The following is a 19,180-nucleotide window of genomic DNA, read 5'->3' as shown; positions in this document are numbered from 1 at the left end:
ATATGAAAAAGAAAAGTAGAATCATTGCCCTCGTTTTTGGGATTGTATTGCTCCATTCTTGCCAAAAAGACACTACATTTTTGATTACCGAAACCAGTGTTGGACCATTGACCCAGTCTACCAAAGTGAAAGAGATGGAATCCACTTTCGCAAAAGATTCCGTTGTAGGGGATACCGCCCAAATCAGTCTGGGGCTTTCACCTAAAAAAATTGAGATTTTTGAAAAAGGAGGCAAACATCTTTTAACGCTTACCTCAAATTCAGACAGTATACCAACTATTGAGAATATCAGGATTATGGATTCTCGATATGTTACAGAAAAAGGTATTGGGCTTCGAAGTACCTTTAAGGATATTCAGAGCAAATACGACATCAAAAAAATTGTGACCACCTTGAACAGTATTGTTGTTTTCCCAAAAGGCAGCAATCTCTATTTCACTATTGATAAGGAAGAACTGCCAGAAAATTTACGTTTTTCAACTTCCGATATCGAGGCTGTACAAATTCCTGACGATGCCAAGATCAAATACTTGATGTTGGGCTGGGAATAAGCTCCAAACAAGGTCCCCAAATGAAAAAGTTACTTAACAAAATTATTCCTTTGGCCTATGGGCAATACTTTAACGCATATAGCCTTATTGCCCCAAAAAAGATGGCAAATAGTGCTTTCCACGTATTTTGCACTGTAAGAAAAGGTAGTATCAAACCGGAACAGGCCTCTTATCTGGATGATTTTAAGCTCACCGTTGAAGAAGTTGCCGGACATAAAATACAATCGTACCATTGGCCAGGGAACAAAGAAACCGTTTTACTGGTACATGGTTGGGAGAGCAATACCTTTAGATGGCGGAATCTCATTAAAAAACTCAGGGAGGCCGACTTTAACATTATTGCTTTTGATGCACCTTCCCATGGCTGTTCGTCCGGTAAGCACTTATACGTGCCCTTGTATGAGGAGGCCGTAAATTACATGGTGAAAAAGTATAATCCAAAACACCTTGTAGGGCATTCCGTTGGAGGTATGACCATTGTTTACAATCAATATAAAAACCCCAGCTCCCATGTGGAAAAAATGGTCACTATTGGTTCCCCTTCAGAGTTTCATGAGATCATGGGACACTTTCAAGATATTTTAAAGTTCAATAATCGAGTGATGAAGCAATTGGATAAATATGTCCATAATCGTTTCGGCTTCAAAATTGATGAGTTTTCCACATCCAAATTTGCACGATCCATCAGCAAGAAAGGGTTGCTCTTCCACGATAAACACGATAAAATTGCGCCCTACCATGCATCTGTAGCCGTTAACAAAAGTTGGGAAAACAGTGAACTGGTAAGCACCGAAGGCCTCGGGCACTCCATGCACCAAGATGATGTGAACAATCAAATCGTATCATTTTTGGAAGCTTGATAAAGTTGTCCTAATTTTCAGAAAAAATAGACCATGCAAAAAATAACCCCCTTTCATGTTGCCGTTCCTGTGCACAATTTAGATGAATGTAGAACCTTTTACCGAGATGTACTCGGTTGTAAAGAAGGGAGAAGTGCCGAACAATGGGTAGACTTCGACTTTTTCGGCCACCAATTTGTGATTCATTACAAACCAAAATCCGAGGAAGAGACCCATACCAACCCGGTTGATGGTAAAAACGTACCGGTTCCACACTATGGTGTTGTTCTGCCGTGGGACACCTTTCAAACATTTTCCAAGGACTTGATCGAAAAGGGAATTGAATTTGTAATCGAACCTTACATCCGTTTTAAGGGTGAGCCTGGGGAGCAAGCTACCATGTTTTTTCTGGACCCCGCAGGTAATGCTTTGGAATTCAAGGCATTCAAAGATATGGGACAACTTTTTGCCAAATAGGTCAAACGAGGTTCAGGCCTTTTTTCTTTACCCATATTTGGGCGAAAATCATATTGGGCACCCAACATAGCCAAGCCACTATTTTATAGGCCGTTAAAAATTCTCCAAAAACGATAGTGAGCAAGGGCAACCAAATACGCAGTGTGACAGCGGCAAAACAAGCAGCATAGCTATAGATCATCATACCTTGATGAAGTGAAAGGTCTTTGTTTTTGACTGCAATGTATGCCCTTGTAGTGGTAAAAATCCATATTACGCCCAAACTGATGAAACCTATGGATGAAACCAAACCACCAGTGGCAAAAAAACCGAGGTATACTCCGCAAAGTCCACTCAACAGGGCTGAGATAACATATATTTTACCAAGGTTTCGATGAAGTTTCAGTCTTTTGGCCCGGAGTTTTTTAATAAACTGTGACCACCCGACCAACAAGGCCAAGCCTCCAAAACTGATATGACCGTAAAAGGCTGTTTTCCATACGGTGCTTGCCAACAATTCATTGGACTTATTCATTAAAAGTCCAAAATTGTCGGAAGCGAATACATAGACCAAAGGATAAAGACCAATTCCTATGGCCAGGAACACGAAAACCACCCAAGCTACTTTGTTTCTTGCCGTTTGAGCCATAATGCCTGATTTATCGATAGGTAAGTTATCGATATTTTGAACACAAAAACAAGAATTTTAAATGTAATTCGTTATAAGTCTACCAATTAGACATTTAAATCGAACCCAAATCCTACTGTTATGAAGACAATCTTACTCTTGGTCACCCTTATTTTTTCTGCTATGGCCGTATCCAGTTGTACCAATGATGAAAGTGATACCGAATTTGAATTTCTTACTCCGGAAGAAGAGCAAAATGCTGCACTAAAAGCAGAACAAGAAAATGTAAACTAAAGCTTTATGCGTTGTGGCGTTCCCGCGCCAACAAGGTGTTCTTGAGCAGCATGGCAATGGTCATTGGGCCAACTCCACCAGGTACCGGAGTAATGTACGATGCCTTTTTACTGACATTTTCAAAGTCCACATCCCCTGTTATGTAATACCCTTTTTCTTTGGTTTCGTCAGGTACTCGGGTAATGCCCACATCAATAATGGTTACTCCATCCTTGACCATATCCGCCTTCAAAAATTTAGGAACCCCCAATGCAGAAATCACAATATCTGCCTGAAGTGTCAATTCCTTTAAGTTTTTGGTTCTACTATGTGCAAGTGTGACTGTTGAATTTCCAGGGTTTCCCTTTTGGCTCATTAAAATACTAATGGGTCTTCCCACAATATGGCTCCGACCTATCACTACAGTATGTTTTCCCTCAGTTTCAATATTGTATCGCCTTAGCAGCTCCATAATCCCGAATGGGGTAGCAGAGATAAAGGTTTCCATATCCAATGCCATTTTACCAAAATTGGTAGGATGAAATCCGTCGACATCCTTATCCGGGTCTACGGCCATCAAAACTTTTTCCTCATCAATATGTTTGGGCAAAGGAAGTTGAACAATATAACCATCTATATCTGGATCGTTGTTCAATTGGTGCACTTGTTTTAGTAAATCTTCTTCAGTGGTTTCCTCTGGAAGGTGGATCAATGTGGATTCGAACCCAATTTTTTTGCAGGATCGTACCTTACTTCCAACATAAGTTAGGCTAGCACCATCGTTACCTACCAAAACGGCTGCCAAATGGGGAACTTTTTCCCCACGCTCTTTCATTTGGGCCACCTCAACGGTGATTTCTTCTTTAATCTGGTTCGATACTTTTTTTCCGTCGAGGATTTCCATGGGTCGTGTTGGTTTTACTACTTATTTCTGTTCTGACTAAGGTTATCTCATGTTTTGCATCATCTGCATCATCTTCTTGCCTCCGCCACCTTGCATCATCTTCATCATTTTACTCATTTGATTGAACTGCTTGAGCAGCTGATTAACTTCTTGAATGGAGGTTCCGCTACCCGCAGCAATTCTCTTTTTCCGGCTGGCATTCAATTTAGAGGGTGTAGATCTTTCTTCTGGGGTCATGGAATGGATGATGGCTTCGATGTGTTTGAAAGCATCGTCATCAATATCCAATCCCTTCAATGCTTTTCCTGCACCTGGAATCATTCCCATGAGGTCCTTCATGTTCCCCATTTTCTTGATTTGTTGTATCTGGTTCAGGAAATCATCAAATCCGAACTTGTTTTTGGCAATTTTTTTCTGGATTTTTCGTGCCTGCTCTTCATCGAACTGTTCCTGCGCACGTTCTACCAAGGACACCACGTCCCCCATTCCAAGGATACGGTCCGCCATACGGGATGGATGGAAAACATCGATCGCTTCCATTTTTTCCCCTGTACCGATAAACTTGATCGGCTTATCGACTACGGATTTAATGGAAATGGCTGCACCACCTCGTGTATCACCATCCAACTTGGTTAAAATAACCCCGTCAAAATTCAAGACATCGTTAAAGGCTTTCGCGGTATTCACGGCATCCTGACCGGTCATGGAATCAACAACAAACAAAGTTTCTTGAGGCTCAATGGCCTTGTGGATATTGGAGATTTCCGTCATCATCTGCTCGTCCACGGCCAAACGACCTGCGGTATCGATGATCACTACATTGCACCCCGTGCTTTTTGCATGTGCAATACCAGCCTTGGCAATGGCAACGGGATCGTTGTTATCGCGATCGGAATATACCTCTACCCCTATTTGGTCCCCGACTACATGTAACTGATCTATCGCCGCCGGACGGTAGACATCGCACGCCACCAAAAGTGGTTTCTTTGTTTTTTTGTTTTTGAGATAATTGGCAAGTTTCCCCGAGAAGGTGGTTTTACCAGAACCTTGAAGACCGGACATTAAAATAACAGAAGGATTACCTGATAAATCTATTCCTTCTGCTTCACCGCCCATAAGTTCGGTAAGCTCATCCTTGACCAATTTCACCATAAGCTGACCTGGCTGTAATGAGGTCAGTACATTTTGACCAAGCGCTTTTTCCTTTACCGTATTGGTAAATTCCTTGGCAATTTTAAAGTTAACATCGGCATCCAACAAGGCTCTTCGAATTTCCTTAAGGGTCTCTGCTACATTGATTTCCGTAATCTGTCCGTGCCCTTTGAGGACGTGGAACGCCTTATCTAATTTTTCGCTTAAATTATCGAACATGTGTTCTTTGTTTTAAAGAGGGACAAATTTAAGAATAATATAAAAGAAAAAGGACGGCTTTGGGGAGAGCCGTCCTTCTTTTGGAAAAAAGATTGGGGAAAAACTTATTTAATTCTTTTCGAAAATCAATTTATCGGTTCCACCATTTCCGCCACTGACATCAATCAGTTCGATTCTAACAGATGTAAATTCCACAATATCCCAATCATCGGTCAAATCTGCAAAATCTGCAGGTGATGAAAAAGCAATATTGAAATCCACATCACTATCATCATCAGAACTGTCGTCACTACTATCATCGCTGCTGTCATCGGAATCTGTAATGGACCATGTTCCATTAGTATCCGTGGCACCATCCGTAGCAACTAAAGTTCCATCAGTGTTGAAGCTAAATGTATATCCAGTAAAATGATCTGTTTCTTCCTTATCAGTATCATAGTAATAAGCAATGATCCATGTTCCGCTCGTGGCTATACCATTTAACTCTGTTATCTGAGCCGCGGAGAGATTATTCAACATATCATCATCATTGCTTTTTTCACAACCCAATGTTATCGCCAACATTGCAATTGTTACTATTTTTAAAAATGAGGTCTTCATAATTGTTCAATATAAAATATAGTGTTCTCGTTGTAATTAAAGATTATGGTTTCTCGAATACCAGGGTATCTACCGAACCATCATCACTAACATCCTTTAATTCGATTCGAGTAGCTGTAACGGAAACTATCTGCCAGTCATCAGTTAGATCGGCCAAATCATCACCGGTATCAAAATTGATGTAGAACTTCAAACCTTCGTTAGAGTCTCTCAGCACTCTCCAAAGTCCATTGGCTATAGGGTCGGCATTGACAGACACTTCTATTTGATACATTGTAGAGAAATCAAAATCCATTCCGGCATATGAGGCGGTCATATCCACTTCTCCTTCTTGATAAAGGGCCACATTCCATGGTCCGCCCATAGCTATATCTCTAATTTCAGTGACATCGCCATCATTGGCACTATCATCGCAGACCCGTAACAATACCATTTCGTGGTCTGTTTCTTCTATCTTAAACTTTAAACGGGTTTCCAACATTTCCCTGATAGGCCATTCAAAACTAACTCCAGGTTCGTCACCCATGTTTATCATAAGCGAAAGTTGGAATTGGCTGTTCAATCCAATTTCCCAAGTGCCTTCTATGGTACTCACTCCATTTCCAAGGGTTACCGCACCGTCCGCCATAAATTGGAATTCATAACCCAAAAGCCTTTCTATTTCTTCTCCTTGGTTCTTAACTTTTTTAACTACCCACTCACATTCTTTGAGCAGGGCTACAAAAGCCTCCCTATCAATTCCTTCAGAAGGGTCTACATCACACCTTTTTTTAAGAATTATTCTGTTCCCTCCATCTTTGTAAAGTTTGATAACTCCTTCTTCCAATTCATAAACATACCATTCCAAAGAAAAGTCAACCAACGCCTCAAACTCTAGGCTCAATAGGGCTCCATTATCGGTCATACTAGTGCTCCAAGAACCTGAGACAGATGCCCCTGTATAATTGGACAATACAACTGTCCCGTCCTCGCTGAATGTCAATAGTTGTTCAACGTACTGCTCTGAATTGTCGATCTCCTCGCGGATTACCTGTCTAACCTCAAGAGGGCAAGCAACCAAAAACGCATCTAGTTCTTCTTCTGTGAAATCATCATCATTGTAATCATCGTCATCATCTTCGTCACATTGGTTTTTGGCCATTTCCAAGGCTGCCGCCAATTCGGCATTGTTCTGTACCGTTACTTCGGTACCGTCATATTTCTTTAATGTAATCGGAAATTCAATGCTGATCAGGTCATCATCTTCCAGCTCATCAAAAAACCTTCTCAATTCCTGATCGCTCTGCACCTGAACTTCGTTGGCTTGTTGGTTATCCACACCAAATGTGAACAGGGTGATCGGATAAACAAAATCTATACACTCGATGTCATCATCATCACCACCTTCAAGACATTCACTTGCCAAGGCTTCGAGCTCGTCTTGGTTTTCGATGCTTATTTCACTAAAATCAGAAAGTGTAATGGTAATAGGGAAAGCAATATCTAGGATGTCATCATCGTCTTCAAATTCATCAAAAATTTCTTCAACCACTTCCAAATCACTTTCGGAATCTATGGTCACATCAACTCCGTTAACATTAACGGTATATGGAAATTGAACGGCAAAACAACTGGCTCCATCTACAATATTATCGTAAGAACCGTCATTCGAAGACGTGTTTTCAATCAAAACCGCAGTAGTGGAACTAGCGGCAATGGTTTCACTTTCACTGCCACCGCCAACTTCTTCGTATTCTTCTTGGCATGCGGACAAACTAAAAACAAGTACAACAAGTGTTGCGCGCAATATATTGTTCATCAACTTTTTCATAATAATTGAACTTTTGGGGTTATAATTCAACTTTAAAACAACCATCCAGATAAAAACCCTACTTTTTCTAAAAAATTTTCAAATATATTTGAGTCGACAAACAAACTCCCACCCATGAGCAATGTATGCGAAGACCATGTTTTCAGTAAAGTTTTCAAGGCCCATTCCAAAACGGTCTTCAACTATATCTTTTATAAGTTTGGGAATGAGGAGAAAGCACACGATGCCGTACAGGAAGCCTTTGTGAAACTATGGCAAAACTGTGCCAAGGTAAGTCCCGAGAAAGCCAAATCCTACGTTTACACGATTGCCAACAACCTTTATTTAAATGTTTTAAAGGCGGAAAAGGTCAGACTAAAACATGCTGACAGTCTTGTAAAAGACCGTACCAATGAGTCTCCAGAGTTTTTGATGGAGGAAAAGGAATACAAGAAAAAACTGGACGATGCCATAAACGCTTTGCCCGACAACCAAAGGACCACTTTTTTACTCAATAGGATAGATGGAAAAAAGTACGCGGAAATTGCAGAAATGGAAGGGGTAGGTGTAAAAGCCATTGAAAAAAGGATGCATTTGGCCCTAAAGAGTTTACGGGAACAGATTGATGGAATCTAAGAATTTGAGTTTATCCTTACATTACAAGGTAGGGTATTTTAAAAGTTAGTTGTTACAATAACGTAAAGCATAAACCCATGCAAGAAAATTATTTGGCAAAATGGCTGAGCGATGAGCTTTCAGAGGAAGAACTTCGGGAATTTAAAAGTTCCGAAGCGTATGCTTCCTACCAAAAGCTCAAAGAGGCTTCAAGTAGGTTGGCAGCTCCTCAATTTGATGCTGACCAAGCTTTGCAGCGCTTAAAAGACGAGCACATCGACAATGCACCAAAGGTGATTACCCTGAACCCGTTCAAGAAATTCCTTAGGGTCGCTGCAGTTATAGCCGTTCTAATTGCCGGTTCTTATTTCTACATAAACACTTTGGACGAAAAAGTGAGCACTGAATTTGCCGAACGTTCCGAAGTAGTGCTTCCCGATGATTCCGAAATCTTTTTGAACGCAGACTCCCAAATATCCTACAGCAAAAAGAATTGGGACAATAAAAGAAATGTTGATTTAAAGGGTGAGGCCTTCTTTAAAGTGGCCAAAGGGAAAAAATTCACCGTTTCCACCGACCATGGCACCGTTGCCGTTTTGGGAACACAGTTTAATGTGGAAAATAGAAAAGGCTTCTTTGAGGTGACTTGTTACGAAGGATTGGTCAGTGTGACCCATAACAATAAAGAGTCCAAATTGCCTGCCGGAACCTCTTTCTTGGTAATCAATGGGAACATTGTAAGTACCGGAGCAACAGATGGCAGCTCTCCCTCTTGGATGAACAACGAAAGTAGTTTTGAAAGCATTCCTCTAAAATATGTGTTTGCCGAACTAGAAAGACAGTTCAATATCAAGGTAACTACAGAAAACATAGACACAAACCTACTATTTACAGGGTCTTTTAACAACACAGACCTAAATATGGCGTTAAAAAGTATAAGTACCCCCTCCAAAACACATTTTACAATCGACGGAGACAACGTACTTTTTTATGCTGGGAACACACTACAATAAACATTCAGGCCTCCTCCTCGGCTTCTTGTTTTTTCTGGTTTGCAATATTCATGCACAGGAAAAACAACAGTCTCCCATTGACCTTATTTCCTATATAAAAAACTTAGAGAATCGTTTTGATGTCAAGTTCTCCTACATTGATGAGGACTTGGAAGGTATGACCATTGCAATTCCCGAAAACTTCGGTACACTGGAAGAAATCCTTCAATATATTGAAGAGACCTTCCGTATTGAAACAGAAAAACTCAATGACCGATATTACACTCTCTCCACCAACAATCAGGTCAATATATGCGGTATAGTTTTGGATAATTTCGCGGACAACACCGTTATGGGGGCCACGGTAGAAGTTTTGGGGAAAGACACCGCCAAGATCACGGATAACAATGGTTCTTTTTCACTGGAAAACGTTCCTCGAAACGCATCACTACAAATCCGATATTTGGGCTACGTCACTAAATATGTAAAGGTCGAAACGCTTTTACAGCAAGGTGGGTGCCCTAAAATACTTTTAGCTCCCTATTACGAACAATTGGATGAAGTATTCGTATACAAATACCTTACTTCGGGAATCATAAAGGAAAAGGATGCGAGTATCACCTTGAACACCGCCGAGTTCGGAATACTTCCAGGACTTATTGAGCCCGACATTCTACAGACCGTACAGGCTTTGCCTGGCATTAAAAGTATAGACGAGACCGTATCCGACATCAATGTACGCGGCGGTACCAACGACCAAAACCTCATCCTGTGGAACGGTATAAAAATGTATCAATCGGGGCATTTTTTCGGGTTGATATCCGCGTTTAATCCTTACCAAACAGACAAGGTGACGATATATAAAAACGGAACGCCCGCCAACTTTGGCGATGGGGTAAGCAGCGTTATCCAAATGGAAACAGGCAACAACGTTCCAGAAATTTTTAAAGGGGGCGGCGGATTTAATCTGATCAGTGGTGATGTTTTCGTAGAAGTACCTGTAACCAGTAACTTGGGCGTTCAATTTGCCGCAAGACGTTCGGCCACGGACTTTTTGAGCACCCCTACATACAAACAATTCATCAACAGAGCATTTCAGGACAGTGAAATAACCCTTCAAAACAACAGCACCGTTGATGATGATTTTATTCGAGACGAAGACTTTTTCTTTTACGATTTTTCTGGAAAAATCCTATACGACATCAACCAATACCATAAAATCAGGTTGAGTGCCATCCATATTAAAAACAATTTAAAATTTGAAGAAACCAATACCTCCACAAATGAAACCAACATCAGCTTATTGAAGCAGGGCAATATTTCCGTTGGGGGACAATTACAGAGCGATTGGACGGATAGATTCTCAACACATCTCAATATTTATTATTCCAAGTACAATTTAGATGCACAAAATGTTTATGACAATCAAGTGCAGCAGTTGTTCCAGAACAACCAAGTCACCGAAAACGCCCTAAAACTAAATACGAATTACATTTTAAGCGACGAATTTAATTGGAGCAACGGGTATCAATTCATCGAAACAGGAATCACCAACGCCACTGTAATCAACGAACCTGATTTTGAAAGTGAAATCAAAGGTGTTATCCGAACCCATGCTCCCTATTCCCAGGTAAACTACAATTCTCCAGGGAACAAGTTCATTGGAAGTATAGGAGCACGTTTCAACTTTATTGAGAACCTAAACACGTTTCAGAAAGTCCTTATCGAACCAAGGGTCAATCTAAACTTTAAACTGGCCAATTATATACGGGCCGAAGTTTTGGGAGAGTTCAAAAGCCAGACAACGAACCAGATTATAGATTTGGAGCAAAACTTTTTGGGCATCGAAAAACGCAGGTGGATCATATCCAATGACAATGCTCTCCCCGTAACCAAAAGTAAACAAGGTTCGGCTGGCATCAATTATGAAAAAAACAATTTTTATGTGGGTGTGGAGGCCTTTTACAAAAACGTGGATGGCATCAGTACAAGTACCCAAGGGTTTCAAAACCCGTATCAATTTTCGGGGGAAATCGGAAGTTACGATGTTAAGGGAGTAGAAGTGCTCATCAATAAAAAAGGGGACAATTACAGTACTTGGCTCAGTTATACTTACAATAAGAACGATTACACCTTCGATTCCATTGTACCACAATCCTTCCCGAACAATTTGGACATTAGGCATACCATTACCTTTGCGAGCACCTACACATACAAAGATTTGAAATTAAGTATCGGGCTCAATTACAGAACGGGTAAACCCTTTACGGAACCTGTTGAGGGTGACGAGGGCTTGGACCAAAATTATTATCCGCCCAGAATCAATTATCAGTCCCCGAACAATAGCCGATTGCCCGAATATTTTAGGGCAGATGCATCGGCGATTTACAATTTTCAAATCAGTAGGACCATTCGCGCCAATGCCGGACTGTCCATTTTAAATTTTACGGATAGAAAAAATACCCTCAACAAATATTATCGGGTCAACGAGGACGACGAAATTGAAACGATAGAAAACTTTTCCTTGGGCATTACACCCAATGTGAGTTTTAGGGTGAGTTTTTAAATTTTGTAGATTTATAAAATCAATCTCCACGATTCAGAAAGTCTGAATCACCCCTCTTGGGTCAAGAGAGGAACTTTTAAAGTAGAGATTGATGAAAAAAAGAATCCACAACCGCAAAGAACTAGAACATTTTCGGAAAAAGTTAAGGAAGAACCTAACTCCAGCCGAAGCCTTTTTATGGCGATATCTAAAAGCCAAAAAATTAAAAGGCAGACGTTTCAACCGTCAACACAGTATAAAGAATTACATTGTTGATTTCTATTGTGCTTCAGAAAAATTGGTAATTGAATTGGACGGAGCGGTTCACAATACACCTCAAGCCAAAGAGCACGATGCAAAACGTACCAAAGTCATAAATGAACTAGGTTATACAGTAATACGATTTGAGAATAAAATGGTATTTGAAAACTTGGAATCCGTATTGTCTGAAATCGCAGACCACTTTAAGCAAACCCCATAAGCTTCTCCCTTTTTAAAAGGGAGATAAAGAGGTTCTACATCCGCTCAGGAACATCAATACCCAACAAACGGAAGGCCGACTGAATCACCTCGCCAACTTTTTGGGACAACCGTACCCTAAAGTTTTTCTTATGCTCATCGGTCTCGCCTAAAATAGATACTTGCTGATAAAAGGAATTGAACTCCTTGACCAAATCGTAGGTGTAATTCGCAATCAAGGCAGGGCTAAAATTTTCTGCTGCCAACTGAACCGTTTCTGGGAACAATTGGATCTGCTTCAACAACTCTTTTTCTTTTTCATGCAAGTCCAAAGAGGTCTCCACAGCGCTCGAACCGACATTGTCCGCCTTGCGCAAGATAGATTGGATTCTAGCGTAGGTATATTGGATAAAAGGCCCGGTATTCCCTTGAAAATCCACAGACTCTTCAGGATTAAAAAGAATCCGCTTTTTCGGGTCCACTTTTAAAATATAGTATTTAAGGGCACCCAAACCTATGGTTCGGTACAATTGTTTTTTCTCCTCTTCCGAATAACCGTCCAATTTGCCCAATTCTTGGGAAATGGATTCGGCCGTGTCCTCCATATTTTTAATAAGGTCGTCCGCATCCACTACGGTCCCTTCCCTACTCTTCATTTTTCCGCTGGGCAGGTCCACCATTCCATAACTTAAATGGTACAATTGCTCGGCCCAAGAATAGCCCAACTTTTTAAGGATAAGAAACAGCACCTTAAAGTGGTAATCCTGCTCGTTGCCCACCGTGTAGACCATTCCGTTGATATCAGGGAAATCGGTAACCCGTTGAATGGCCGTCCCGATATCCTGTGTCATATACACCGCCGTACCGTCGGAACGCAACACGATTTTTTCATCGAGGCCTTCATCCGTAAGATCGATCCAAACACTACCATCTTCCTTTTTAAAGAAAACGCCTCGTTCCAATCCATCCTTTACAACGTCGCGACCCAACAAATAGGTATCGCTTTCATAGTACAGGGTATCAAAATCAACTCCCAAGTTTTTGTAGGTGGTATCAAAGCCATCGTACACCCAACCGTTCATTTTTTTCCAAAGGGAAACAACTTCCGCATCTCCAGCTTCCCATTTACGGAGCATATCCTGAGCTTCCAATAAAATTGGCGCCTCCTTTTCCGCTTTTTCCTTTTCTGTCCCAGCCTCGATCAATTCGGCAATCTGTTCTTTATATGCTTTATCAAAAGCCACGTAGTACTTACCTACTAGATGGTCTCCTTTTAAACCGGAGGATTCGGGAGTCTCGCCTTCACCAAACTTCTGCCAGGCCAACATACTTTTGCAGATGTGGATACCTCGATCATTGATGATCTGGGTTTTATATACCTTTTTACCGGATGCCTTCAAAATTTCCGCTACGGAGTATCCCAAAAGGTTATTACGGATGTGCCCCAAGTGCAAAGGCTTATTGGTATTGGGGGATGAATATTCCACCATTACGGCATCATCCGACTGGGTTTTTACATAACCGAAATCGGTTTCATCAAAAATGCTGTTGAAGAAGTCTAAGTAATAACTATCCTCGATAACAATGTTCAAAAAGCCTTGAACCACATTGCATTTGGATACCTTGTCCACATGTTCAACCAGGTATTCCCCAATTTTTGTCCCGATCTGGACGGGATTCCCCTTTACGTGGCGTAACATAGGAAATACCACTACGGTAATGTCTCCCTCAAAATCCTTGCGGGTAGGCTGAAATTCTACCGTAGGCAGTTCAACTTCGTACAGTTGTTTTACCGCTTCGATTACTTTTTGGGTCAAATCGTTCTGCAAACTCATCTATAAAGGCTTTTCAGGGCGCAAAACTACGCATTTTTTGGGCTTTTCCCACACCAAAACCAAACGGTCCGCCGTAATTTGATTAATTTTAGATATGCTATTGAACGTCTCCTACAACGATAAAAAAATCACCAAAAAAATTAACGAGGCCGTAGGTAAAACAATACCCTTGAAAGAGCGCTTTGCCATGGGTGGGATAGGCTCCCCAAAATTACACATTACCGAGGCCAGTATCGACATTTACAACCTGCTTGTTTTGGACAATAGTACCAATAGCTGTAATGTTGAAATACGCCCAAATGGCATAATTGTCCGGTTCCGTTCCCGTTTGGAGACCTATGCGCTGATCATCCCCTATTACAAATTGAATGTGTACAAAGGAGACATAGGTATTTACTCTATTTATATGGACCACTACTTTATAAAAGTACGTTCGGACACCAAGGCCATTCAACGATTCTTCCGAAAATTAATGGACCACCGCGCGGACAACCTGCCCACCAACCTCGAAGATCTATGAAAATATTATTGACAGGAGCCAATGGCTACATTGGGATGCGTTTATTGCCCAAACTATTGGATATGGGGCACAGTGTGGTTTGTGCCGTACGAGATGAAAAACGGCTTTCGGTCGACGCAAAGACCCGTTCCAAAATTGATGTTGTTGAAGTTGATTTCTTGGATGACCCTGAAAAACATCAAGTGCCCAAGGACATTGATGCCGCCTACTACTTGATACATTCCATGGCCTCTTCGGTGACGGATTTTGATGAAAAGGAAGCGCAAGCTGCCAAAAACTTCAATACCATTTTAGGGAACACCCAATGCAAGCAAGTAATTTACCTCAGTGGTATTGTGAATGATGAAGAACTCTCCAAGCACCTCAGTTCCAGAAAAAATGTGGAAGAAATCCTCTACAAAGGCCCTTTTGATGTTACCGTGCTCCGTGCAGGAATCATCGTGGGATCGGGCAGTTCCTCTTTTGAGATTATACGCGATCTATGCGAAAAATTGCCCGTGATGATCACACCGAAATGGGTGCTCACCAAAACACAGCCCATAGCCATTCGCGATGTCATCCAGTTCCTTACCGAAGTGCTGGGCAACAAAGAAACCTACGACCAATCTTTTGATATAGGCGGGCCAGATATTCTCACCTACAAAGACATGCTCCACGGTTACGCCAAGGTACGGGGCTTTAAAAATTGGATTTTTACCGTTCCTGTGATGACCCCAAAATTATCCTCTTACTGGCTCTATTTTGTCACTTCCACTTCCTACAAATTGGCCATGAACCTTGTGGACAGTATGAAAATGGAGGTCGTGGCCCAAGACAATCGATTACAAGAGATGTTGGGCATTGAAACCCACACGTATGAAGAAGCTATTGACTTGGCCTTCAAAAAAATTGAACAAAACCTCGTAATCAGCAGTTGGAAGGACAGTATCGCTAGCGGGCAAATCAAAGAAGACCTCGAAAATTACATTCAAGTACCCAAATATGGTGTGCTACGGGACAAAAAATCCATCCGAATCAAAGATGAGGAGGCCGTTTTAAAGAACGTTTGGCGTATTGGTGGCGAAAATGGCTGGTACTACGGTAATTGGCTATGGAAAGTCCGAGGGTTCCTGGACAAGTTGGTCGGCGGACCAGGACTTCGACGCGGACGTACCCATCCCGATAAAATTTTTCCCGGGGATGCTTTGGACTTTTGGCGAGTACTACTGGCCGATAAAAAATCCAAGCGTCTACTCCTATTTGCCGAAATGAAGACCCCTGGAGAAGCTTGGTTGGAGTTTAAAATCGAAGACGGCGTACTGAACCAAACCGCAACCTTCCGCCCGAAAGGTTTATTGGGACGATTGTATTGGTATTCAGTCCTGCCGTTTCATCTCTTTATTTTTGGGAACATGATCAAGAATATTGCCAAAACTGATTAATCCCAATGTTTATATTTTAAATGTCATTCCGTGCGATGACTGAGCGAAGTTAAATTATGGCACGGAATCCAGCCAAAAGAGATGCAAAGCATTGATTGGATTTTTTTTTGCGGGCACAATTTCAAAAATCAAGCGCAGTGCTATTATTCTGAAGAAGCGTAGCTACTGAAGAATCCCTTTTTTCAAGTTCGAGTTCAGGAGCAAAAAGAATCTTCACTCCGCTCAAAAATGACAAAGAAAAGAGTATTCAGGATTATCCGTCAAATTCGTGTCAAATACTTTGACCCTTGGCCCAACACCCAATCCCATCCTGTTAAAATACTATTAAGCCCCATCGGCTATTCCGATTTTCTTCGCACTTTGTCACAAAATCGCGCCAAGTTCGTCTAATTAGCAGACAACCTTTCCTCCCCCAAAAGGCGTCTAATTAATGAAACCCTACATTTGATCATGTCCATTAAACAGACTTTTTCACTTACCTATTTTTCGCTTTTGATGGCACTTCCCATGGCCGCCCAGACCATTAGTTCACGCTTGGTGGATGCCAAGACCAACAAAGGGATTCCCTACGCCACTATCCAGTATGGGGAGCACCAAGGCGTTATTACCAACGATGAGGGACGTTTCAGTTTTGTTCTGGAACAAGGCACTATCCTGCCCGACTCCATCTACGTTACCTCAATGGGCTATGAGAAAAAAGGCTTCACTTTGGAACAGTTACAGGATAGTTTAGTTCCTTTACATGCCAAGGCAATCGAATTGAGCGGAGTCTATGTGTTCGACAAGGAGCTTGAGGTAGATGATATCATTGATAAAATGATAGAAAACATTCCTCGGAATGTGAATAAAGCCCCTATAAAACAACGCTTTTTCCTTCGTAAATCTGAACTGGCCAATATGCACAAAGTGGATTTTGGGTTTGAAAAATCTTCCATCAAGGAACTGAACAAGGAGTTGATGGACAGTATTGCCCGATCGATCCCCAAAAATGCATCGCACTATACCGAGAGTTTTGGCGACCTCTACAAGAACAACACCGAGTATAAGCTCAGCATTATAAAAGCGGCCGACCTGTACGATAAGAGAGATGTAAGCTCCTTTGAAGAATTGGCAGAACATATGGAGGACATCTTTGCTCAAAATGTAAAGCCCGGCTCCTACCTCAAAATCAAATCAGGGATTTTTAGCGAAAAAATACAAGTGGATTCCATTTTGGACACCATGGACGATGAACGGATGGAGCAAATGAAAAAAGTAAAGGCACAGGTGAAGAAGGACAGCGTTTCCGGCTTAACGGACAGCCAACGTTGGCAGTTCAAGGAAATGCTGAGCCAATTGTATTATAAAGAAGACACCAAATTGGATTTGGTGGACAAAAACCGCCGTTACGAATTTCAACTGGCAGGCTATGCCGATATTGGCGATGCAGGAGTATACGTCGTTGATTTTTGGCCCAAGCGAAGCAGCGCGGATTTTAGGGGGCGGCTCTACATTAACATTGAGGACTTTGCTGTAATGCGGCTGGACTTTACAAACACCCAACGCCTACGGAATTTCAGGTTGTTGGGCATTACCTATCGCGAAACGGTGTACAAGGGCACTATGCGATTTGCCAAACTGCCCAACGGCAAGTACGATCTTCAGTTTATGGAATTGGCCGATGGTAAATTCTTTGGTGTGGACAGACCATTAAAAGTGGTGGAAAAGAACAAGCACGTAAAGGGTCGCCGTAAACAAAACGAATTAAAGCTGAACATCGACTTCCAGATGAACATTACCGCCAAATGGGAACTGGTAGTGTTCAACCAAGACAACATTGCCGAAAACGAGTTCAAGTCGTATAAGGAAGATAAAACGGTTCGGGCCACTTACCTGCCACGGTACGATCCCGATTTTTGGAAAGGTTATACCATTATGGAGCCCAACCAGGCCATTCGTGGGTTTACCGCTGAGGAGGAATAGAGATTAGATGTTAGTCCTCAGTTGCAAGATTGCAGAGGTCGGACAAGGGAACTTCCAGGGCTTGACTTATACGGTACAAGGTATGAATCGTGGCATTGGTTCTACCCTTCTCTATTCTTGAAATATTGGTCGTGTCGATTCGAGCTTCAATTTTACCAACAAGATCTACTTGGGTATAGCCTTTTTCAAGCCGCGCTTTTTTGACATTTTCGCCGATTCTCTTTAAAACTTCCGACCTTTCCATACTTGCCATATTCGACAAGTCAAGAAAAGGGTTATATTTACGGTTATTAATGCCATATATGGCAAGTTTTGGATTGATATGGAACATAGTGAGGTTTTAACAAATTGGATTGAAGACTGCTATGGTTCTCCCGAAGAACTGGCCAAAGTTTTGGATTTGGTTATAGAAATGCTGTTTTATTTGGAAGAAGATACCTTTGACCGTAAAGAGGTACAACAAGTGGTCGCTGCGCTTCGAGGGATTGTGGTTGGATTGAGAAATCCGGACCATTCCCAGGTTTCTCGACTGCTCCTTCGACTCCGCTCAGGAACCAACTCGATGTGAAACCTGATACTTCGTGAAAATTCGTGCAATTTGTGTCATAACAAGACATTTCTCGACTGCGCTCGAAATGACAAAAAAACGATTTTGAGAAAATCCGTGTCATTCATGTCGAACAATAAGATGCTGAACGTTGTTCAGAATGACAAATTGTTTATTACTCCTTGCCAATTGATTGTTCAGTGTTTTGGCTGAAGTAGTTTCCCCAGAAAAAAAAGTGCTGCCATGATCAGAAGTATTAGCAAAAATACCAACCCAACATTCAACAAGGTTGTTCCCCAACCAAGTTCGGTCACATTAAAAAAAGGATAGGGATAAAATCCGGAAAAATGCCCTCGGACCATCACAAAAACCAAATACCCTAAAGGGTATAGCAACCATTTAAAGAGTTGCTTCCAAGTAACAATGGTCCTAGCACAGAACATGAGCCAATACACATACATAAACGCAGGGATGATGGTATGCAAAAGTTCGTCCACCACCATTTGCAAACCTGTTGGGTTCCAAATATCACGCAACACCAATTGGTACACTAGGCCCACAACCACAATAAAAACCGTAAGCGCCATGGGCGTTGCTTTTTTATGGAAAAGTGCCAACCGTTTTTGGTCCGCACCAAATACACGGGCGGTAAAGAACAATGCCACTAGGGTATTGGTGAGTATGGTAAAGAAACTTACAAATCGCACCAAACTCTCCATAACACCTGCCTCTCGGTTCTGTAGCATTAAGTATAGTTGGGCGAGAACGGCAAACCATCCCATACACAAACCCAATATTTCAAAATTTCTGCGCATGGTCGAAGTTATTCAATTAAAATTATCGATGGGCTACACCTCTAAAATCCCTTCAAAA

20 protein-coding genes are annotated in these 19,180 nt (G+C 41.6%); 12 read left to right on the top strand and 8 right to left on the bottom strand.

Annotated elements, in window-relative coordinates; translation table 11 throughout:
* The first annotated feature begins 2 nt into the window (after positions 1–2).
* From J0X13_RS00725 to J0X13_RS00715, 3 genes are read left to right on the top strand one after another with little or no spacing between them, the layout of a single operon-like run.
* Positions 3–551, top strand: a complete 549-nt coding sequence (locus tag J0X13_RS00725) for a hypothetical protein (RefSeq protein WP_207069578.1) — start codon at positions 3–5, stop codon at positions 549–551.
* Between the two features lie 20 nt (positions 552–571).
* Positions 572–1,411 carry an alpha/beta hydrolase gene (locus J0X13_RS00720; protein WP_207069577.1) on the top strand — a complete coding sequence of 280 codons (840 nt, stop codon included), beginning with the start codon at positions 572–574 and terminating at the stop codon, positions 1,409–1,411.
* Between the two features lie 33 nt (positions 1,412–1,444).
* Positions 1,445–1,867, top strand: coding sequence for a VOC family protein (locus tag J0X13_RS00715; protein ID WP_207069576.1), 423 nt, complete (start codon positions 1,445–1,447; stop codon positions 1,865–1,867).
* 1 nt (position 1,868) lies between these two features.
* Here the strand turns inward: J0X13_RS00715 and J0X13_RS00710 are convergent, their stop codons facing one another.
* The gene (locus tag J0X13_RS00710; RefSeq protein ID WP_207069575.1) at positions 1,869–2,495 is read right to left on the bottom strand and encodes a DUF2306 domain-containing protein; all 627 of its coding nucleotides are present in this window, start codon (positions 2,493–2,495) and stop codon (positions 1,869–1,871) included.
* Positions 2,496–2,615: 120 nt separating this feature from the next.
* Here J0X13_RS00710 and J0X13_RS00705 point away from each other — a divergent pair, with 120 nt between their 5' ends.
* A complete protein-coding gene (locus tag J0X13_RS00705) occupies positions 2,616–2,768 on the top strand; it encodes a hypothetical protein (protein ID WP_207030307.1) in 153 nt (50 codons plus the stop codon).
* 4 nt (positions 2,769–2,772) lie between these two features.
* Here J0X13_RS00705 and folD read toward each other — a convergent pair whose 3' ends face one another.
* The 4 genes from folD to J0X13_RS00685 all read right to left on the bottom strand — a co-directional run bounded on the left by folD (position 2,773) and on the right by J0X13_RS00685 (position 7,432).
* Complete coding sequence (gene folD, locus J0X13_RS00700; protein ID WP_207069574.1) at positions 2,773–3,651, bottom strand: bifunctional methylenetetrahydrofolate dehydrogenase/methenyltetrahydrofolate cyclohydrolase FolD; 879 nt, start codon at positions 3,649–3,651, stop codon at positions 2,773–2,775.
* Positions 3,652–3,693: 42 nt separating this feature from the next.
* Positions 3,694–5,022, bottom strand: coding sequence for a signal recognition particle protein (gene ffh, locus J0X13_RS00695; RefSeq protein ID WP_207069573.1), 1,329 nt, complete (start codon positions 5,020–5,022; stop codon positions 3,694–3,696).
* A 108-nt stretch (positions 5,023–5,130) separates the two neighbouring features.
* On the bottom strand, positions 5,131–5,622 hold the full coding sequence (locus tag J0X13_RS00690) for a hypothetical protein (protein ID WP_242535584.1): 492 nt from the start codon (positions 5,620–5,622) through the stop codon (positions 5,131–5,133).
* A gap of 43 nt (positions 5,623–5,665) precedes the next feature.
* The gene (locus J0X13_RS00685; RefSeq protein WP_207069572.1) at positions 5,666–7,432 is read right to left on the bottom strand and encodes a hypothetical protein; all 1,767 of its coding nucleotides are present in this window, start codon (positions 7,430–7,432) and stop codon (positions 5,666–5,668) included.
* Between the two features lie 114 nt (positions 7,433–7,546).
* Between J0X13_RS00685 and J0X13_RS00680 the strand changes: the two genes are divergently transcribed.
* From J0X13_RS00680 to J0X13_RS00665, 4 genes are all read left to right on the top strand, one after another.
* Positions 7,547–8,047, top strand: a complete 501-nt coding sequence (locus J0X13_RS00680) for an RNA polymerase sigma factor (protein ID WP_207069571.1) — start codon at positions 7,547–7,549, stop codon at positions 8,045–8,047.
* A 77-nt stretch (positions 8,048–8,124) separates the two neighbouring features.
* Positions 8,125–9,039 carry a FecR family protein gene (locus J0X13_RS00675; protein WP_207069570.1) on the top strand — a complete coding sequence of 305 codons (915 nt, stop codon included), beginning with the start codon at positions 8,125–8,127 and terminating at the stop codon, positions 9,037–9,039.
* The gene (locus J0X13_RS00670) at positions 9,017–11,584 is read left to right on the top strand and encodes a TonB-dependent receptor (RefSeq protein ID WP_207069569.1); all 2,568 of its coding nucleotides are present in this window, start codon (positions 9,017–9,019) and stop codon (positions 11,582–11,584) included. Before J0X13_RS00675 ends, J0X13_RS00670 begins: the two co-directional genes overlap by 23 nt.
* Before the next feature lie 91 nt (positions 11,585–11,675).
* A complete protein-coding gene (locus J0X13_RS00665; protein ID WP_207069568.1) occupies positions 11,676–12,044 on the top strand; it encodes an endonuclease domain-containing protein in 369 nt (122 codons plus the stop codon).
* Positions 12,045–12,078: 34 nt separating this feature from the next.
* Here J0X13_RS00665 and argS read toward each other — a convergent pair whose 3' ends face one another.
* Complete coding sequence (gene argS, locus J0X13_RS00660; protein ID WP_207069567.1) at positions 12,079–13,857, bottom strand: arginine--tRNA ligase; 1,779 nt, start codon at positions 13,855–13,857, stop codon at positions 12,079–12,081.
* A 94-nt stretch (positions 13,858–13,951) separates the two neighbouring features.
* On the opposite strand from argS, the gene J0X13_RS00655 reads away from it, so the two are divergent.
* The 3 genes from J0X13_RS00655 (at position 13,952) to J0X13_RS00645 (ending at position 17,760) form a co-directional block, all read left to right on the top strand.
* Positions 13,952–14,377, top strand: a complete 426-nt coding sequence (locus J0X13_RS00655) for a hypothetical protein (RefSeq protein ID WP_207069566.1) — start codon at positions 13,952–13,954, stop codon at positions 14,375–14,377.
* Positions 14,374–15,798, top strand: a complete 1,425-nt coding sequence (locus tag J0X13_RS00650; protein WP_207069565.1) for an SDR family oxidoreductase — start codon at positions 14,374–14,376, stop codon at positions 15,796–15,798. The genes J0X13_RS00655 and J0X13_RS00650 overlap by 4 nt, the downstream gene beginning before the upstream one ends.
* Before the next feature lie 450 nt (positions 15,799–16,248).
* Positions 16,249–17,760 (top strand): peptidase associated/transthyretin-like domain-containing protein, encoded by a 1,512-nt coding sequence (locus tag J0X13_RS00645; protein ID WP_207069564.1) that lies wholly within the window; start codon positions 16,249–16,251, stop codon positions 17,758–17,760.
* 10 nt (positions 17,761–17,770) lie between these two features.
* On the opposite strand, the gene J0X13_RS00640 is transcribed toward J0X13_RS00645, so the two are convergent.
* Positions 17,771–18,091 carry a helix-turn-helix domain-containing protein gene (locus J0X13_RS00640; protein ID WP_242535583.1) on the bottom strand — a complete coding sequence of 107 codons (321 nt, stop codon included), beginning with the start codon at positions 18,089–18,091 and terminating at the stop codon, positions 17,771–17,773.
* On the opposite strand from J0X13_RS00640, the gene J0X13_RS00635 reads away from it, so the two are divergent.
* A complete protein-coding gene (locus tag J0X13_RS00635) occupies positions 18,083–18,328 on the top strand; it encodes a hypothetical protein (protein WP_242535582.1) in 246 nt (81 codons plus the stop codon). The two genes, J0X13_RS00640 and J0X13_RS00635, sit on opposite strands and share 9 nt — an antisense overlap.
* 176 nt (positions 18,329–18,504) lie before the next feature.
* Here the strand turns inward: J0X13_RS00635 and J0X13_RS00630 are convergent, their stop codons facing one another.
* A complete protein-coding gene (locus J0X13_RS00630) occupies positions 18,505–19,122 on the bottom strand; it encodes a Pr6Pr family membrane protein (RefSeq protein WP_207069563.1) in 618 nt (205 codons plus the stop codon).
* Positions 19,123–19,180: the final 58 nt, after the last annotated feature.

The organism is [Muricauda] lutisoli (nom. illeg.), from assembly GCF_017313105.1.
Taxonomy (GTDB): domain Bacteria; phylum Bacteroidota; class Bacteroidia; order Flavobacteriales; family Flavobacteriaceae; genus Flagellimonas; species Flagellimonas lutisoli.
Note: the sequence above shows the minus strand (reverse complement) of the source record. Positions and strands in the feature narration are given on the sequence as shown.

Bases quoted from the DNA above. Each gene is read 5' to 3' on its own strand.
- J0X13_RS00725 (WP_207069578.1), top strand. From the start codon at position 3: ATGAAAAAGAAAAGTAGAATCATTGCCCTCGTTTTTGGGATTGTATTG.
- J0X13_RS00720 (WP_207069577.1), top strand. From the start codon at position 572: ATGAAAAAGTTACTTAACAAAATTATTCCTTTGGCCTATGGGCAATAC.
- J0X13_RS00715 (WP_207069576.1), top strand. From the start codon at position 1,445: ATGCAAAAAATAACCCCCTTTCATGTTGCCGTTCCTGTGCACAATTTA.
- J0X13_RS00710 (WP_207069575.1), bottom strand. From the start codon at position 2,495: ATGGCTCAAACGGCAAGAAACAAAGTAGCTTGGGTGGTTTTCGTGTTC.
- J0X13_RS00705 (WP_207030307.1), top strand. From the start codon at position 2,616: ATGAAGACAATCTTACTCTTGGTCACCCTTATTTTTTCTGCTATGGCC.
- folD (WP_207069574.1), bottom strand. From the start codon at position 3,651: ATGGAAATCCTCGACGGAAAAAAAGTATCGAACCAGATTAAAGAAGAA.
- ffh (WP_207069573.1), bottom strand. From the start codon at position 5,022: ATGTTCGATAATTTAAGCGAAAAATTAGATAAGGCGTTCCACGTCCTC.
- J0X13_RS00690 (WP_242535584.1), bottom strand. From the start codon at position 5,622: ATGAAGACCTCATTTTTAAAAATAGTAACAATTGCAATGTTGGCGATA.
- J0X13_RS00685 (WP_207069572.1), bottom strand. From the start codon at position 7,432: ATGAAAAAGTTGATGAACAATATATTGCGCGCAACACTTGTTGTACTT.
- J0X13_RS00680 (WP_207069571.1), top strand. From the start codon at position 7,547: ATGAGCAATGTATGCGAAGACCATGTTTTCAGTAAAGTTTTCAAGGCC.
- J0X13_RS00675 (WP_207069570.1), top strand. From the start codon at position 8,125: ATGCAAGAAAATTATTTGGCAAAATGGCTGAGCGATGAGCTTTCAGAG.
- J0X13_RS00670 (WP_207069569.1), top strand. From the start codon at position 9,017: ATGCTGGGAACACACTACAATAAACATTCAGGCCTCCTCCTCGGCTTC.
- J0X13_RS00665 (WP_207069568.1), top strand. From the start codon at position 11,676: ATGAAAAAAAGAATCCACAACCGCAAAGAACTAGAACATTTTCGGAAA.
- argS (WP_207069567.1), bottom strand. From the start codon at position 13,857: ATGAGTTTGCAGAACGATTTGACCCAAAAAGTAATCGAAGCGGTAAAA.
- J0X13_RS00655 (WP_207069566.1), top strand. From the start codon at position 13,952: ATGCTATTGAACGTCTCCTACAACGATAAAAAAATCACCAAAAAAATT.
- J0X13_RS00650 (WP_207069565.1), top strand. From the start codon at position 14,374: ATGAAAATATTATTGACAGGAGCCAATGGCTACATTGGGATGCGTTTA.
- J0X13_RS00645 (WP_207069564.1), top strand. From the start codon at position 16,249: ATGTCCATTAAACAGACTTTTTCACTTACCTATTTTTCGCTTTTGATG.
- J0X13_RS00635 (WP_242535582.1), top strand. From the start codon at position 18,083: ATGGAACATAGTGAGGTTTTAACAAATTGGATTGAAGACTGCTATGGT.
- J0X13_RS00640 (WP_242535583.1), bottom strand. From the start codon at position 18,091: ATGTTCCATATCAATCCAAAACTTGCCATATATGGCATTAATAACCGT.
- J0X13_RS00630 (WP_207069563.1), bottom strand. From the start codon at position 19,122: ATGCGCAGAAATTTTGAAATATTGGGTTTGTGTATGGGATGGTTTGCC.